The following is a 14,521-nucleotide window of genomic DNA, read 5'->3' as shown; positions in this document are numbered from 1 at the left end:
CCCCCGGGGTTCGTTCCGCCTCAGCCCCCTGACCGTCATCCGCACCTCACCCGGCTCGACCGCCGCCTGGCAGGTGGGGCGGCAACTCGCCGAGACGCTGCGCCCCGCGACCGGCTACCCCCTGCCGGTGCTGCCCGTGCGCTCGACGCCGCTGCCCGAGATCGCCCTGGTCATCGGGGGAGCGGACGGGCGCGTCGGCCAGGAGGGCTACCAGCTCGACGTCACCCGCCACGGGGTGACGATCCGGGCCAACACCCCCGCCGGGCTGTTCGCCGGCGCGCAGACCCTGCGCCAACTGCTGCCCGCCGAGATCGAGGCGTCCAACCGGCAACGCGTCACCTGGACCGTGCCCGGCGGACGGATCGTCGACTACCCGCGCTTCGCGTACCGCGGCGCCATGCTCGACCTGGCCCGGCACTTCCACACCGTCGACGAGATCAACGCGTACGTGGACCTGCTCAGCCAGTACAAGGTCAACTACCTGCACCTGCACCTGAGCGACGACCAGGGCTGGCGGATCCAGATCGACTCCTGGCCGCGGCTCACCACCGTCGGTGGCGGCCCGGGCACCGGAGTCGACGGTGTCGGGCCCGGGTTCCTCACCAAGGCCGACTACAAGGCCGTTGTCGCCCACGCCGCCGCGCGGCACATCACCATCGTCCCCGAGATCGACATGCCCGGGCACACCAACGCCGCCCAGTCGACCTACCCCGAGCTCAACTGCGACGGCGTCGCACCGGCCCCGCGCACCGACACGGCGGTCGGCTACAGCTCGCTGTGCATCGGCGACGAGCTGACCTACCGGTTCGTCGAGGACGTCATCCGCGAACTCGCCGCGATCACTCCCGGGCCGTACCTGCACATCGGCGGCGACGAGGCGCACGCGACCACGGACGAGGACTACCGCACGTTCATGCAGCGGGTCCTGCCGCTGGTCGCGAAGTACGGCAAGCGCGCCTCCGGCTGGAACGAGGTCACGCAGGTCGACCCGCCCACCGACGTCGTTGCGCAGTTCTGGGGCACCGGCACCACCAACGCCGACGTGGCCGACGCCGCCGCCCGGGGCAACAAGGTGATCATGTCGCCGGCCAACAAGACCTACCTGGACATGAAGTACGACGCCAACACCCGCCTGGGGCTGCGCTGGGCCGGTCTCATCGAGGTGTCCGACGCGTACGGCTGGGACCCGGCCACCCGGGTGACCGGCGTCGGCGAGGACGCGATCCTCGGCGTCGAGGCGCCGCTGTGGTCCGAGACGCTGCGCAGCCTGGACGACATCGAGTTCATGGCCTTCCCGCGACTGCCCGCGATCGCCGAGCTGGGCTGGTCGACGGCGGCCAGCCACGACTGGGAGTCGTTCCGGACCAGACTGGGTCAGCAGGGCCCCCGGTGGCGCCTGCAGGGGGTCGACTTCTACCCGTCCCCGCAGGTGCCCTGGCTCTGACCGGACGAGCATGGTGGGTCCGGGCCGAGCGGGCCCGGACCCACCACGCCGCCCGTCCTGCTGGGCGACACCGCCACACCATGGCACCATTTCGTACGTGACCAGCAGACCCGACGAGGCGCAGCACCTGCGTGACCTCGCCCGCCTGCGCCGCGTCCGCGACCGGATCGACCGGGAGTACGCCCAGCCGCTGAACGTCGAGGCGCTCGCCCGTGGCGTGAACATGTCCGCCGGGCACCTCAGCCGCCAGTTCCGCGCCGCCTACGGCGAGTCGCCGTACGCCTATCTGATGACCCGGCGCATCGAACGCGCCATGGCGCTGCTGCGCCGCGGCGACCTGAGCGTCACCGATGTCTGTTTCACGGTCGGCTGCTCGTCGCTGGGCACCTTCAGCACCCGCTTCACCGAACTCGTCGGTGTGCCGCCCAGCGTCTACCGGGACCGGGCGGCGGCCGCCACCGCGGGGATGCCGGCGTGCGTCGCCAAGCAGGTCACCAGACCGATCAGGAATCGAGAAGCGCGGGCCGCCCAGCCGCAACTAGCGTGACCGCCATGGACATCACCATTCACTCGAGCTTTCTTCCGCACACCGACCCGGACGCCTCCCTGGCCTTCTACCGGGACACCCTCGGCTTCGAGATCCGCAACGACGTCGGCTACGAGGGCATGCGCTGGATCACGGTCGGCCCCGCCGGGCAGCCCGACACCTCCATCGTCCTGCACCCGCCCACCGCCAGCCCCGGCCTCACCGACGACGAGCGCCGCACCATCCTCGAGATGATGGCCAAGGGCAGCTACTTCGGCGTCAACCTGGCCACCGCCGACCTCGACGGCACCTTCGCCAAGCTGGAGGGCAGCGGCGCCGAGGTCGTCCAGGAGCCGACCGAGCAGCCGTACGGCGTGCGCGACTGCGCCTTCCGCGACCCCGCGGGCAACATGATCCGCATCCAGGAGCTGCGCTGAACCGTGGTGACCCCAGCCATGACCCCCACGGACGACGCCCCCGAGCCGCCGCACGACAAGGGCGCCGATCCCCGCCCGCCCGCTCAACGTCGTCGCGACACCGAGCACCGGCTCACCCACGACATCGACGTCTGGGTGGCCAGCGCCGCGGCCGACGGCACGCCGTACCTGGTGCCACTGTCCTTCCACTGGGACGGCGAGACCCTGCTCCTGGCCACGGCTGCGGACACCCCGACCGGCCGGAACCTGGCTGCCACCCGGGCCGCCCGGCTGGCCCTGGGCCACACCCGCGACGTGTCGATGATCGAGGGCGACGTCGAGGTCCTCGAGATCGACGCGCTGCCGCGGGAGCGGGGTGACCGGTTCGCCGCGCACACCGGCTTCGACCCACGCGCGCTGACCACGCCGTACCACTGGTTCCGGATCTCCCCCCGCCGCATCCAGGCGTGGCGCGAGGCGAACGAGATTTCCGGGCGCGACCTGATGCGCGACGGCCGCTGGATCGTCTGACCCTGCGGATACCGTGGTTGCCGCACTCCGCGACGCTGACCACGACCCCGCCGGGCGACGCCGACGGGGACCGCGACGGCGGTCCCGCCCGACAGATGGAGACACGATGAGCAGGGCCACGAGGACGGACACGCAGTCGCCTGCGCCGCACATCGCGGACAGCCACGACCTGATCCGCGTGCACGGCGCGCGCGTGAACAACCTCAAGGACGTCAGCATCGAGCTGCCGAAGCGCCGGCTGACGGTGTTCACCGGCGTCTCCGGCTCCGGCAAGAGCTCCCTGGTGTTCAGCACCATCGCCGCCGAGTCGCAGCGGATGATCAACGAGACCTACAGCGCGTTCCTGCAGGGCTTCATGCCGACGCTGGCGCGGCCCGAGGTCGACGTGCTCGACGGCCTGACCACCGCCATCATCGTCGACCAGCAGCGGATGGGCGGCGACGTCCGCTCCACCGTCGGCACCGCCACCGACGCCAACGCGATGCTGCGCATCCTCTTCAGCCGGCTCGGCAAGCCGCACATCGGCTCACCGCAGGCCTTCTCCTTCAACGTCGCCTCCATCAGCGGCGCGGGCGCGGTCAGCATGGAGCGCGGCGGAAAGACGGTGAAGGAGCGCCGCACCTTCACCATCACCGGCGGCATGTGCCCACGCTGCGAAGGGCGCGGCTCGGTCTCCGACATCGACCTCACCCAGCTCTACGACGACTCCAAGTCCCTCGCCGAAGGCGCCTTCACCATCCCCGGCTGGAAGTCGGACAGCTTCTGGACCGTCCGGGTCTACGCCGAGTCGGGCTTCGTCGACCCCAACAAGCCGATCCGCAAATACACCAAGAAAGAACTTCACGACTTCCTCTACAAGGACCCGGTCAAGGTGAAGGTCGACGGCGTCAACCTCACCTACGAGGGGCTGATCCCCAAGATCCAGAAATCGTTCCTGTCCAAGGACAAGGAAGCGCTCCAGCCACACATCCGCGCGTTCGTCGACCGGGCCGTCACCTTCACCACCTGTCCCGAGTGCGACGGCACCCGGCTCAGCGAGGCGGCGCGCTCCTCGACGATCGACGGCATCAACATCGCGGACGCCTGCGCCATGCAGATCAGCGACCTCGCCGAATGGGTCGGCAGCCTCAACGAGCCGTCCGTGGCGCCGCTGCTGGCCGCACTGCGCCACACCCTCGACTCGTTCGTCGAGATCGGGCTGGGCTACCTCTCGCTCGACCGGCCGTCGGGCACCCTGTCCGGCGGCGAGGCGCAGCGCACCAAGATGATCCGCCACCTCGGCTCCTCCCTGACCGACGTCACCTACGTCTTCGACGAGCCCACCATCGGCCTGCACCCCCACGACATCCAGCGGATGAACGACCTGCTGCTGCGTCTGCGCGACAAGGGCAACACCGTCCTCGTCGTGGAACACAAGCCCGAGGCCATCGCGATCGCCGACCACGTCGTCGACCTCGGCCCCGGCGCCGGCACGGCGGGCGGCATTGTTTGCTTCGAGGGCACCGTCGAAGGGCTGCGCGCCAGCGACACCGTCACCGGCCGCCACCTCGACGACCGGGTCGCCCTCAAGGACACCGTCCGAAAGCCCACCGGCACTCTGGAGATCCGCGGCGCGACGGCGCACAACCTGCAGAACGTCGACGTCGACATCCCCCTCGGGGTGCTCTGCGTGGTCACCGGCGTGGCGGGCTCCGGCAAGAGCTCACTCGTGCACGGCTCGATCCCCGCCGGCGAGGGCGTCGTCTCGGTCGACCAGGGCGCGATCCGCGGCTCGCGGCGGAGCAACCCGGCGACGTACACCGGACTGCTCGACCCGATCCGCAAGGCCTTCGCGAAGGTCAACGGCGTGAAGCCCGCCCTGTTCAGCGCCAACTCCGAGGGAGCCTGCCCCACCTGCAACGGCGCCGGCGTCATCTACACCGACCTGGCGATGATGGCGGGCGTCGCCACCACCTGCGAGGAGTGCGAAGGCAAGCGGTTCCAGGCCTCCGTGCTCGAATACCACCTCGGCGGCCGCGACATCAGCCAGGTGCTCGCCATGTCAGTGACCGAGGCCGAAGAGTTCTTCGGCTCCGGCGAGGCGCGCACCCCGGCCGCACACGCCATCCTCGAACGGCTCGCCGACGTCGGCCTCGGCTACCTCAGCCTCGGCCAGCCGCTCACCACGCTGTCCGGCGGCGAGCGGCAACGGCTCAAGCTGGCCACCCACATGGCCGAGAAGGGCGGCGTCTACGTCCTCGACGAGCCGACCACCGGCCTGCACCTCGCCGACGTCGAACACCTGCTCGGCCTGCTCGACCGGCTCGTCGACTCCGGCAAGTCGGTCATCGTCGTCGAACACCACCAGGCGGTCATGGCGCACGCCGACTGGATCATCGACCTCGGCCCCGGCGCCGGCCACGACGGCGGCCGCATCGTCTTCGAGGGCACCCCGGCCGACCTCGTCGCCGCCCGCTCCACCCTCACCGGCCAGCACCTCGCGGCGTACGTCGGCGCCTGACCATCGACGGGCGCAGGCGGGCCGGAGGGTACGGGCCGCCCCACGGCGCAGGTCATCGCGCCGTGGGGCGGCACCTCATGCCCGCTCGGGTGACCGCGGTGGGGCGGTGACGACCAGGAAGGTGAAGTCCTCGCGGGCCTTGGCGTCGATGGGCAGGGGCAGGCGGATGCGCCCGGAGTCGACCATGCCTCGCACGGCGGGACGGCTCAGGCCGAACCCGGCGGTGAGCAGCTTCTCGACCCGGATGGGTGCCGGGAGCTCGAACCTGATGATGACCTCGAGTGGCGCGGCATCCTCGCGCTGGAGGTCGTAGAACGGCATGTCGGTGTCCAGCTGCCAGGTGCCGGTCCAGTCGAGCTGGTAGGCGGCCTTGTGGGCGAGCATCGCGTCCATGGTCAGCTGTCGCACCATGGCCGGATCGTTGTTCTCGAACATCAGTAGCCGTTCGTTGTCCAGCGCCCGCACGTTGATGCGCTCGTGGACGGGGATTTTCGACGTGCGGCCGCACAGGTCGCAGCAGATCAGCAGCCACACGTCGAGCAGCTTGTGGTTCGCGTTGACCCGGATCTTGCCGGTGGGACGGTGCCGCGTGGACCTGCATGACACGCAGGTTTTGACGATGGTGGGCAGTCCGAGCTCGCTGACCACCCACAGCGCTTTGCGGTCGATGCCGGGTCCGCGACCGTGGGCCGGCACGCGGATATGGCGGGAACTGTTCATGGCTTCAGCGATTCCAAGGTCTAGTCAGGAGGCGCCCGGCAGCGCGATGGCGCGCCGGGGGATGCCGCCCGGATCCAGTGGCGGGCAGCCGGCGTCTCGGCGGGGAGCACGCCGGCTGGTGCGACGTCGCAGATCACGTCGCGTGAAGGAAGCCCGCACTCCTCACGCGGCGCGGGCTTCGAGTGGCACGGCGGACGGAGACGGGGAGGCGACTCGAACCCGTCTTCATCGCGCACGTGCGCCACTGGTCACTGATCCATGCGCGTCAGCATGGTCAACCCGTGGGCCGCCGGGCAACGGATTTTCCGCGTGGCCCCGCCGCCGGGGGTGGGAAATCCGCTGGCGGTTGTCGGAAGGGGGGTGGTACCAAGCCCCGGTGGAAAAGACTCTGGAGTTCGCTGACCTGTTGCGGCTGATGGACGAACGATCGACCGCTTTCCGGGCGGCGGTCGCCGCGGCACCCAGCCTCGACGTGCGGGTGCCGACGTGTCCCGAGTGGACATTGTTCGACCTGGTGCAGCACCTGGGCGAGGGGCGCCGCAAGTGGGCCGCCATCGTGGCCGCGGGGCCCGCCGACGCTCCGCCGGCGATGTCCGCCCCGGTGGCGCCGCCCCGGGAGCGCGAGGCCCTGCTGGCCTGGTTCGCCGCGTCGACGGGGGAGCTGCTGGACGCGCTGCGGGAGGCCGGCCCGGATCGTGGTTGCTGGACGTGGTGGGGTCCGTCGCAGTCGCCGCAGACGACTGGTGCCGTCGCCCGGCACCAGCTCCAGCAGGTCGCCGTGCACACCTACGACGCCCAGGTCGCCGTGGGCGCCCCGCAGCCGCTGCCGGACGAGGTGGCCCTCGACGGTGTCGACGAGTTCGTGACCACCTGCGTCGCGACGACGGTCCCGTGGCCGCACAAGCCCGCGGTCATCGACTACCACGCCACCGAGGGCCGTTCCTGGCGGCTCTGGTTCTCCGCCGACGGCGCCCGGACCGCCCGCCTCCTGACGCCGGTCGCCGGCGACCGCCCAGAGGCGGCGGCCTATGCCTCCGCCCGGGGCACGGCCCATGAGCTGGTCATGTTCTGCTACGGCCGCATTCCGATGGACTCGCTGCGGCTCGACGGCGACCGGCGGGTCTTCGACCAGCTGATCGCCTGGGAGCCGGAGGAATAGGACGCGACGACGGACCATCCTCAGCGCTGACCGCTGTACCGCTCTTCCTCAACCCCCGGACGCCCACGGCCCGTCCGATGCGCTGCTGCCGTCCACGGGCCACGACCATCACGGCGGCCCGCTATCCGCGATCTGAAGCCGCGTCGGTGCCGCCCGAAGCCGCGTCGGGTTTCGTGTAGAGGATCTCGCGGGCCTGCTCGGCAGCGCGGGTGATGCTCTCGGCGATGAAGTCGACGAAGCGCGCGATGCTCTCCAGGCGGACGGCGGCCGGGCTGCCGGGGCCGAGGACGCCCACGCCCTGCCGTGCGACCTCGGCGAGCTGGGCGTTGGCTCGGGCGCCGGCGATCGTGCCCTGGTAGAAGACGTCGTCGTCGACCACGTATCGCTCACGGCGACGCTCGTCGCGCTCGCGGCGGATGAGGCCCTGACTCTCCAGGAACGCGATCGCCTTGGAGATCGACGCCGGGCTGACCTGGACGCGTTGGACGAGTTCGGACGCGGTGAGGCTGCCCGCGTCCGCGGTGTAGAGGCAGGTCAGCACCCTGGACATCATCTTGGGCAGGCCCTGCTGCATGAGGAGGGTCGTGAACATCTCCTCGTACTCACGCACGGCCTCGGCGTCGCGCCCGTGGTCCGGCGAGGACGTCTGTGGCCCAGGGGGAGGGGTCTGCCTGCGCCGGTGCGCGCGGCGTTCGGTGGCGCGGTGGGCCAGATCGGCGCGGTAGCCGGTGGGGCCGCCGTTGCGCATCACCTCACGCGTGATCGTCGAGGTGGGGCGGTCGAGACGCCGGGCGATCTCGGCGTACGCGAGCCCGTCGGCCAGCCCCAGCGCGATCTGCTGGCGTTCCTGCTGGGTGAGCCTGCCTCCCGGCATCGCGATCTCCCTTCACGCTTGCTGAACACCGCCAGCATAGCGTTCACTCCCAATCCAATGCAACGGGCGCAACCGTTGCTGTTGCGTTAGATTCACAATAGTTGCAACGATTATGCGGCCTTCACCTGCGCTTATGCCTACTGGACGCAACAAGCTTGTTGCCTGATGTCTGAACGCAACGTAGCGTTTCCGGTGTCAGAAACAAACGCAGGAGGAGAGCACGATGCCGAACTTCGACACCCCCACCCCGATCTCCGCCGTCCTCGACATCCCCGCCGGCCGCGTCCAGTTCATCGCCGCCGACCGGGCCGACACCACCGTCGAAGTCCTGCCCGCGGACGCCTCCAAGGCCCGCGACGTGAAGGTCGCGGAGCAGACCACCGTCGAATACCGCGACGGCGTCCTGCGAATCAAGGCCTCGGCGAAGAACCAGATCCTCGGAAACTCCGGATCCATCGAGGTGACCGTCCAACTGCCCACCAACTCCCAGGTCACCGCGAAGACGGCCAGCGCCGAATTTCGGGCCGTCGGACGCTTCGGCGACGTCGCCTACGACGGCGCGCACGGCACGATCAAAATCGACGAGGCCGCCAGCCTGCGCCTCGCCACCGCCGCCGGCGACATCTCGGTCGGCCGCCTGAACGGGCCGGGGGAGATCAGCACCGTCAAGGGCGACATCCACATCACCGAGGCCGTACGCGGCACCGTCGTCCTGCGCACCCAGGCCGGCAACGTGTCGATCGGCGCCGCCCGCGGAGTCTCCGCCTCCCTCGACGCCGGCACCACCCTCGGCCGGATCGACAACTCCCTCATGAACACCGCCGGCACCGCAGACCTGACCATCCACGCCACCACCGCCCACGGCGACATCGTCGCCCGCAGCCTCTGAGGAGCACCCACCATGACCAACCTGGCCATCGCGGCAAACGGCCTGCGCAAGTCCTACGGCGACAAGACCGTCCTCGACGGCGTCGACCTGACCGTCGCCGAAGGAACCATCTTCGCCCTGCTCGGCCCGAACGGCGCCGGCAAGACCACCGCCGTCAAGATCCTCTCCACCCTCATCTCCGCCGACCCCGCCTCCGGCGCCATCCACGTCGGCGGCCACGACCTCGCCACCGCCCCCCAGGCGGTCCGCGCCGCGATCGGCGTCACCGGCCAGTTCTCCGCCGTCGACAACCTGATCACCGGCGAGGAGAACATGCTCCTCATGGCCGACCTGCACCACCTGCCCAAGAGCGAAGGCCGCCGCGCCGCCGCGGAACTGCTCGAACGCTTCGACCTCACCGACGCCGCGAAGAAACCCGCCTCCACCTACTCCGGCGGCATGAAGCGCCGCCTCGACCTCGCCATGACCCTGGTCGGCAACCCACGGATCATCTTCCTCGACGAACCCACCACCGGCCTCGACCCCCGCAGCCGCCACAACATGTGGCAGATCATCCGCGAGCTCGTCGCCGACGGCGTCACCGTCTTCCTCACCACCCAGTACCTGGAGGAGGCCGACGAACTCGCCGACCGCATCGCCGTGCTCAACGACGGAAAAATCGCCGCCGAGGGCACCGCCAAGGAACTGAAGCGGCTCATCCCCGGCGGACACGTCCGACTCCGCTTCACCGACCCCACCTCGTACCAGTCCGCCGCCAACGCGCTGCACGACGCCACCCGCGACGACGAGACCCTCGCGCTGCAGATCCCCAGCGACGGCAGTCAGCGCGAGCTCCGCACCATACTCGACCGACTGGACTCGGCCGCCATCGAAGCCGACGAGCTCACCGTGCACACCCCCGACCTCGACGACGTGTTCTTCGCCCTGACCGGCGGCGCCGCCACCATCCCCAACCAGCCCAAGGAGACCGTCCGATGAGCACCCTCTCCCTCGCCGCCCGCGACTCGTCCACGATGCTGCGCCGCAACCTCCTGCACGCCCGGCGCTACCCGTCCCTCACCCTCAACCTGCTGCTCACCCCGATCATGCTGCTGTTGCTCTTCGTCTACGTCTTCGGCGACACGATGGGCTCAGGCATCATCGGCGGCGGCGCCGACCGCTCCGACTACATCGCGTACATCGTCCCGGGCCTCCTGCTGATGACCATCGGCAGCACCGTGATCGGAACCGCGGTGTCCGTCTCCAACGACATGACCGAAGGCATCATCGCCCGCTTCCGCACCATGGCCATCCACCGCGGTTCGGTGCTCGTCGGGCACGTCGTCGGCAGCGTCCTGCAATCGGTCATGAGCGTGGTCCTCGTCGCCGCCGTCGCCGTCGCCATCGGCTTCCGGTCCACCGACGCCAGCGTCCTGGAATGGCTCGCCGCGTTCGGGCTGCTCGTGATCTTCGCCCTGGCCCTCACCTGGATCGCCGTCGGCATGGGACTGGTCAGCCCGAACGCCGAGGCCGCCAGCAACAACGCGATGCCGCTGATCCTGCTGCCGCTGCTGTCCAGCGCCTTCGTCCCGGTCGACGCCATGCCCGGCTGGCTCCAGCCGGTCGCCGAATACCAACCGTTCACGCCCGCCATCGAAACCCTGCGCGGGCTGCTGCTCGGCAGCGAGATCGGCCACAACGGGTGGCTCGCGGTCGTCTGGTGCCTGGGGCTCGCCGTGCTCGGCTACATCTGGTCGACCTCGACGTTCAACCGCGACCCGAGGTAACCACCAGGGCAGCGGGGGACCGCCTCCCGCAGCTCGTCCCGCCCGAGGGCGGCGTACCCCGACACGATGTCGGCGTACGCCGCCCGTCGGCGTTTCCCCGCCGGCACCGAATCCTTCAAAACGACGATGCCCGGCCGGTGAGTCTCCTCGCCGGCCGGGCACCATGTCAGCTCCGGTCAGTTGCCCGTGCCCAGGTCCTTCAGGCCCTGAAGCATCTCGGCGAAGTCGGCGGTCTCCGCCGCAGGCGGCGTCTCGATGGTCACCGCCTTGTCGTAGTCGGTGTAGTCGATCACCATGTCGCCCATCGTGCCCATGACCATGCCCGCACGGCGCGGCCGGTACTGCTCGTCGACCCACAGGTCGATCTTGATGTCCTTGACGCCTTCCTTGGCGAACTGCTTCTCGACGCCCGACCGCACCTCGGCATCGAGCTGCTTCAAGTGGGTCCCCACCGGAGTCGTGACGGTGTAGTGGACGGTCGGCGCCCCGTTCACCGTCTCCTCACCGACGACCGACACACCCTCGGAGGCGAGCAGCGTCTTGACCTGCTTGGTCGGGTCGGCGTCCTCGAACTGCTTGGTGAAGTTCAGTCCCGCCTGCTCGCTGACCGCGCTCAGGTCCATCTTCATCCAGCGCTTGCCGTTCGTGCTCGCGCGGTCCTTCTCCGGAATCTCGACGTAGATCACGGCGCCGATCATCCGCACGGTGGTCGGGGTGCCACCCGGACCCGCCGTCGTCATCTCGGCCTTGACCGGGTCACCCAGGTCCAGGACGCCCTGCATCGAGATCTTCTCGCCGCCCGCCGTGCCCGTCATCGTCAGGGTCACCGAATCGGTCTTGTCGGTGGTGTCGATCGTCTTCTGCAACGACCCCTTCAGGTCACTGGCGAGCAGCTCCAGCACGTTGGGCTGCTTCGGCGCGTCGGACGAGCCGGACTGCACGCCGCAGGCGGATACGGCGAGGGCCGTGAGCGCCGAGACCGCTACAACCGTGGTCTTCTTCCAAAATGACACGTGACAGCTTCTTTCCCCCGAAGGATGCTGGGGATCTCCCCAAATAGACCGGCGACACGCTATCCCACACGGTCCACAGCGGGGGGACACCCTCGCGCCGACATCTCTCGAGGGAGAGGCGTCCGGACCTTCGCCACATCGCGTGCCCAGAAGGGCCTCCAAGATCATGAGGGCCGTACGGGTGGCCCTGTTGGACAGTCGGGAAGGCGAACAGCACGGGCGGCCCGCAGAGTTACGTCACAACACTCCTAGCGACCGTCTGGACCACCGCACGGGACCGGATGCTCTGGACCACCACCAGCTGAGCGTCCGTAGAAGGCCCGAGACCTGGTGACAGCCCGTCAGTCTCGGATTCGATAATGTACATTATGTAAAGTAAGGCGATTTGGGAGTCCCCTCGTCGGGGTGGACAGGTGCTGCTCGATCAGCGTGATCCGCTCGTGCACCGGGCCGGCCGGCACGTCGACCAGCCGGTGCCCGTACGCCGCGTACACCTGCTCGTGCACACGGGCGAAGGCCAACGACTCGGCGTAGTCGATCTGGCGGGCGGCCGTGCGCGTGACGAAGCCCAGTGGGCCGATCAGAAACACCAGCCGCTGGTACGACCGCTGGCGGACGATCCGGTCCAGTTCGACGGCGAGGTCGGGCCCGACCGGCCGGCCCAGGTGGCGAGCCAGAGCGAGCGTGCACAACGGTGACCGGTCATGGATCTGCAGGTCGCCGTCCGCGTCGGCAACGATCCGGCGGCGGTGCTGAAGTCGGGCGACGGCGTCGACGAATTCCGGTTCCCGCCAGGGTTCGGCGCACCCCTGCGCCTGCCGGGCCGCGATGACGTCGGTGGCCGCCTCCCGGACCACCAGGTGCCCTCGGCGGCGCAGCGCCTGGATCAGCGTGGTCTTGCCGACTCCCGGGCCTCCGGTCAGGACATAGCGCCTCGGTTGGGTCACCGCGCTCCCCCTCTCCCCTTGCCAGTGAACGCGAAAAAGCTGCATAATATCCCTTATGCATGACAAAAAGGACGAATCGCTCGGGGTGCTGATCGAGGAGTTCCTGGCCGCCCGGGCGACGCGCAAGCCGTCCCCGCACACCCTCGCGGCGTACCGGCGGGACCTGCACGCGGTGGCCGCCCTGATCGCCGAGGACGTCGCCACTCCCCTCCCCCGTGCCGCGTTGTCGATCACCGATCTCTCCCCCCGGGTGATGCGGGCGGCGTTCGCCCGGTTCGCCGCGCCCCGCGCGCCCGCGTCGGTGCACCGGGCCTGGTCCACCTGGAACAGCTTCTTCACGTTCCTCGTGGCGGACGGGGTGGTGGCGGGTAATCCGATGCCGGCGGTCGGCCGGCCCCGGGCCCTGCTCCCCCAGCCGAAGCCGCTGCGCGGGGCGGACACCCCCGAGCTGCTGCTCGCCTCGGCCGCGCGCGACGACGGTCGGCAGCGCGACCCGTGGCCGGAGCGGGACGTGGCGGTGCTGGCGGTGGCGCTCTGCGCGGGGTTGCGACTGTCGGAGTTGCTGGCGTTGCGGGTCGGCTCGCTGGCCGGTCGGCTCGGTGAGCGGCGAATTGAGGTGGTGGGCAAGGGTGGCCGGCCCCGGGTGGTGCCGATCGAGGCGGACCTGGACCGGGTGCTGGTGGACTACCTGGACAGTCGGGTCCGGCGTTTCGGGTCCCGGTCGGTACGCCCGGACTCGGCGTTGCTGGTGGACCGGCGGGGTGAGCCGCTGCGCCGCGGTGGGCTCCAGTATCTGGTGGAGTCGAGTTACCGGCGGGCGGGGATCGGTGACCGGGTACCGCGTGGCGCGCGGTTGCACGCGCTGCGGCACACGTTCGCGACGCGGCTGGCCGAGGACGGGGCGAGCGCGGCGGAGATCATGCGGTTGCTGGGGCACGCGTCGTTGGCGTCGTCGCAGACGTACATCGAGGTGACGGCCGATCAGCAGCGCGACGCGGTGCGGGCCAACCGCACCAACCGGGCGTTGGCCGCCCTGGGGTCGGTGGGCCAGGCGCGGTGAGTGCGGTCAGTGGGCCCGCTGGTCGGTGTCGTTGGCGGTGGTGGGCAGTGGGCCGAGGACGGCGTTGATGATGTGGATGCGCGCGTTGGTGGCCCGGTAGTCGGCGCAGACCGCGTCGGCCCGGTCGGCGACGCGCGTGGTGGGTCCGGTACGGGTGAGGGTGACCGTGGTGCCGTCGAGGGTGGTGGCGGTGCCGGCGGCCGCCAGGTCGTCGATGGGGTGAATTCCGGCGATCAGGTGTGCCTTGAGCAGGGTGCGCAGCTGGTCGGTGTGGCGGGCCATCAGGTTGTCCCAGTTGTCCTCGGAGAACTTGGCGGCGAAGGCGTCGTCGGAGGGCGCCAGGATGGTGACGCCGGTGCCGGTGGGCAGGTCGGCGAGGACGCCGCTGGTGCGTACGGCCGCCTCGAAGGTGGTGAGGGTGGGCATCCAGCGCAGCGCCTGGTCGACGGGTTGGTCGGCGAGGAAGGTCGGGTTGCCGGGGTCGGTGCCGGTGGGCAGGGCGGCGCAGAGTGGTCCGGTGACCTGGGGGGCGCTGGTGTTGGCCGGTGGTGCGGTGTCCGTTGTGGCGGCGGCGGTGCAGGCGGTGGTGGCCAGCAGCAGGGCCGGTACGAGGAGGCGCAGGGCGCGAGACCGGGGGCGGGTTGTCTGCGGCACGGCGGGCTCCACGGGTCGGGGG

General features: G+C 70.1%; 15 protein-coding genes. 10 read left to right on the top strand and 5 right to left on the bottom strand.

All coding sequences use genetic code 11. The features are described 5' to 3' along the window. From EAD89_RS27930 to EAD89_RS27910, 5 genes are all read left to right on the top strand, one after another. Positions 1-1,444: beta-N-acetylhexosaminidase (locus tag EAD89_RS27930; RefSeq protein ID WP_121677785.1), on the top strand; the 1,444-nt coding region annotated here is incomplete at its 5' end. Positions 1,445-1,541: 97 nt separating this feature from the next. Beyond that, positions 1,542-1,991: a helix-turn-helix transcriptional regulator gene (locus tag EAD89_RS27925; RefSeq protein ID WP_121677784.1), complete on the top strand. Its 450-nt coding sequence runs from the start codon at positions 1,542-1,544 to the stop codon at positions 1,989-1,991. 5 nt (positions 1,992-1,996) lie between these two features. Further along, on the top strand, positions 1,997-2,407 hold the full coding sequence (locus EAD89_RS27920) for a VOC family protein (RefSeq protein ID WP_074312294.1): 411 nt from the start codon (positions 1,997-1,999) through the stop codon (positions 2,405-2,407). Between the two features lie 18 nt (positions 2,408-2,425). Then, the gene (locus tag EAD89_RS27915; RefSeq protein WP_121677783.1) at positions 2,426-2,917 is read left to right on the top strand and encodes a pyridoxamine 5'-phosphate oxidase family protein; all 492 of its coding nucleotides are present in this window, start codon (positions 2,426-2,428) and stop codon (positions 2,915-2,917) included. A 106-nt stretch (positions 2,918-3,023) separates the two neighbouring features. Further along, positions 3,024-5,417 (top strand): excinuclease ABC subunit UvrA, encoded by a 2,394-nt coding sequence (locus EAD89_RS27910; protein ID WP_121677782.1) that lies wholly within the window; start codon positions 3,024-3,026, stop codon positions 5,415-5,417. Between the two features lie 75 nt (positions 5,418-5,492). On the opposite strand, the gene EAD89_RS27905 is transcribed toward EAD89_RS27910, so the two are convergent. Beyond that, the gene (locus EAD89_RS27905; RefSeq protein WP_121677781.1) at positions 5,493-6,137 is read right to left on the bottom strand and encodes a DUF1062 domain-containing protein; all 645 of its coding nucleotides are present in this window, start codon (positions 6,135-6,137) and stop codon (positions 5,493-5,495) included. A gap of 376 nt (positions 6,138-6,513) precedes the next feature. Here EAD89_RS27905 and EAD89_RS27900 point away from each other — a divergent pair, with 376 nt between their 5' ends. After that, on the top strand, positions 6,514-7,296 hold the full coding sequence (locus tag EAD89_RS27900) for a maleylpyruvate isomerase family mycothiol-dependent enzyme (RefSeq protein ID WP_121677780.1): 783 nt from the start codon (positions 6,514-6,516) through the stop codon (positions 7,294-7,296). A gap of 121 nt (positions 7,297-7,417) precedes the next feature. Here the strand turns inward: EAD89_RS27900 and EAD89_RS27895 are convergent, their stop codons facing one another. Then, complete coding sequence (locus tag EAD89_RS27895; RefSeq protein ID WP_121677779.1) at positions 7,418-8,170, bottom strand: helix-turn-helix domain-containing protein; 753 nt, start codon at positions 8,168-8,170, stop codon at positions 7,418-7,420. A gap of 223 nt (positions 8,171-8,393) precedes the next feature. Between EAD89_RS27895 and EAD89_RS27890 the strand changes: the two genes are divergently transcribed. From EAD89_RS27890 to EAD89_RS27880, 3 genes are read left to right on the top strand one after another with little or no spacing between them, the layout of a single operon-like run. Next, positions 8,394-9,059: a DUF4097 family beta strand repeat-containing protein gene (locus EAD89_RS27890; RefSeq protein ID WP_121652954.1), complete on the top strand. Its 666-nt coding sequence runs from the start codon at positions 8,394-8,396 to the stop codon at positions 9,057-9,059. 12 nt (positions 9,060-9,071) lie between these two features. After that, the gene (locus EAD89_RS27885) at positions 9,072-10,037 is read left to right on the top strand and encodes an ATP-binding cassette domain-containing protein (protein WP_121677778.1); all 966 of its coding nucleotides are present in this window, start codon (positions 9,072-9,074) and stop codon (positions 10,035-10,037) included. Continuing rightward, on the top strand, positions 10,034-10,825 hold the full coding sequence (locus tag EAD89_RS27880) for an ABC transporter permease (protein ID WP_121677777.1): 792 nt from the start codon (positions 10,034-10,036) through the stop codon (positions 10,823-10,825). Before EAD89_RS27885 ends, EAD89_RS27880 begins: the two co-directional genes overlap by 4 nt. A gap of 176 nt (positions 10,826-11,001) precedes the next feature. On the opposite strand, the gene EAD89_RS27875 is transcribed toward EAD89_RS27880, so the two are convergent. Together EAD89_RS27875 and EAD89_RS27870 are read right to left on the bottom strand one after the other, a co-directional pair. After that, positions 11,002-11,838, bottom strand: coding sequence for a hypothetical protein (locus EAD89_RS27875; protein WP_121652951.1), 837 nt, complete (start codon positions 11,836-11,838; stop codon positions 11,002-11,004). A 341-nt stretch (positions 11,839-12,179) separates the two neighbouring features. Further along, positions 12,180-12,785 (bottom strand): AAA family ATPase, encoded by a 606-nt coding sequence (locus EAD89_RS27870; RefSeq protein WP_233579213.1) that lies wholly within the window; start codon positions 12,783-12,785, stop codon positions 12,180-12,182. A 55-nt stretch (positions 12,786-12,840) separates the two neighbouring features. On the opposite strand from EAD89_RS27870, the gene EAD89_RS27865 reads away from it, so the two are divergent. Next, positions 12,841-13,845 carry a tyrosine-type recombinase/integrase gene (locus EAD89_RS27865; protein ID WP_121677775.1) on the top strand — a complete coding sequence of 335 codons (1,005 nt, stop codon included), beginning with the start codon at positions 12,841-12,843 and terminating at the stop codon, positions 13,843-13,845. A gap of 6 nt (positions 13,846-13,851) precedes the next feature. On the opposite strand, the gene EAD89_RS27860 is transcribed toward EAD89_RS27865, so the two are convergent. Beyond that, a partial coding sequence (locus EAD89_RS27860) for a fasciclin domain-containing protein (protein WP_233579212.1) occupies positions 13,852-14,521 on the bottom strand: 670 nt, incomplete at its 5' end.

This window comes from Micromonospora sp. BL4, from assembly GCF_003667505.1.
GTDB lineage: Bacteria > Actinomycetota > Actinomycetes > Mycobacteriales > Micromonosporaceae > Micromonospora.
This window is presented reverse-complemented; position numbering and strand designations above follow the sequence as displayed.

Coding starts and splice junctions, on each gene's coding strand:
- EAD89_RS27895 (WP_121677779.1), bottom strand. CDS start 8,170: ATGCCGGGAGGCAGGCTCACCCAGCAGGAACGCCAGCAGATCGCGCTG.
- EAD89_RS27910 (WP_121677782.1), top strand. CDS start 3,024: ATGAGCAGGGCCACGAGGACGGACACGCAGTCGCCTGCGCCGCACATC.
- EAD89_RS27905 (WP_121677781.1), bottom strand. CDS start 6,137: ATGAACAGTTCCCGCCATATCCGCGTGCCGGCCCACGGTCGCGGACCC.
- EAD89_RS27865 (WP_121677775.1), top strand. CDS start 12,841: ATGCATGACAAAAAGGACGAATCGCTCGGGGTGCTGATCGAGGAGTTC.
- EAD89_RS27885 (WP_121677778.1), top strand. CDS start 9,072: ATGACCAACCTGGCCATCGCGGCAAACGGCCTGCGCAAGTCCTACGGC.
- EAD89_RS27880 (WP_121677777.1), top strand. CDS start 10,034: ATGAGCACCCTCTCCCTCGCCGCCCGCGACTCGTCCACGATGCTGCGC.
- EAD89_RS27915 (WP_121677783.1), top strand. CDS start 2,426: ATGACCCCCACGGACGACGCCCCCGAGCCGCCGCACGACAAGGGCGCC.
- EAD89_RS27920 (WP_074312294.1), top strand. CDS start 1,997: ATGGACATCACCATTCACTCGAGCTTTCTTCCGCACACCGACCCGGAC.
- EAD89_RS27890 (WP_121652954.1), top strand. CDS start 8,394: ATGCCGAACTTCGACACCCCCACCCCGATCTCCGCCGTCCTCGACATC.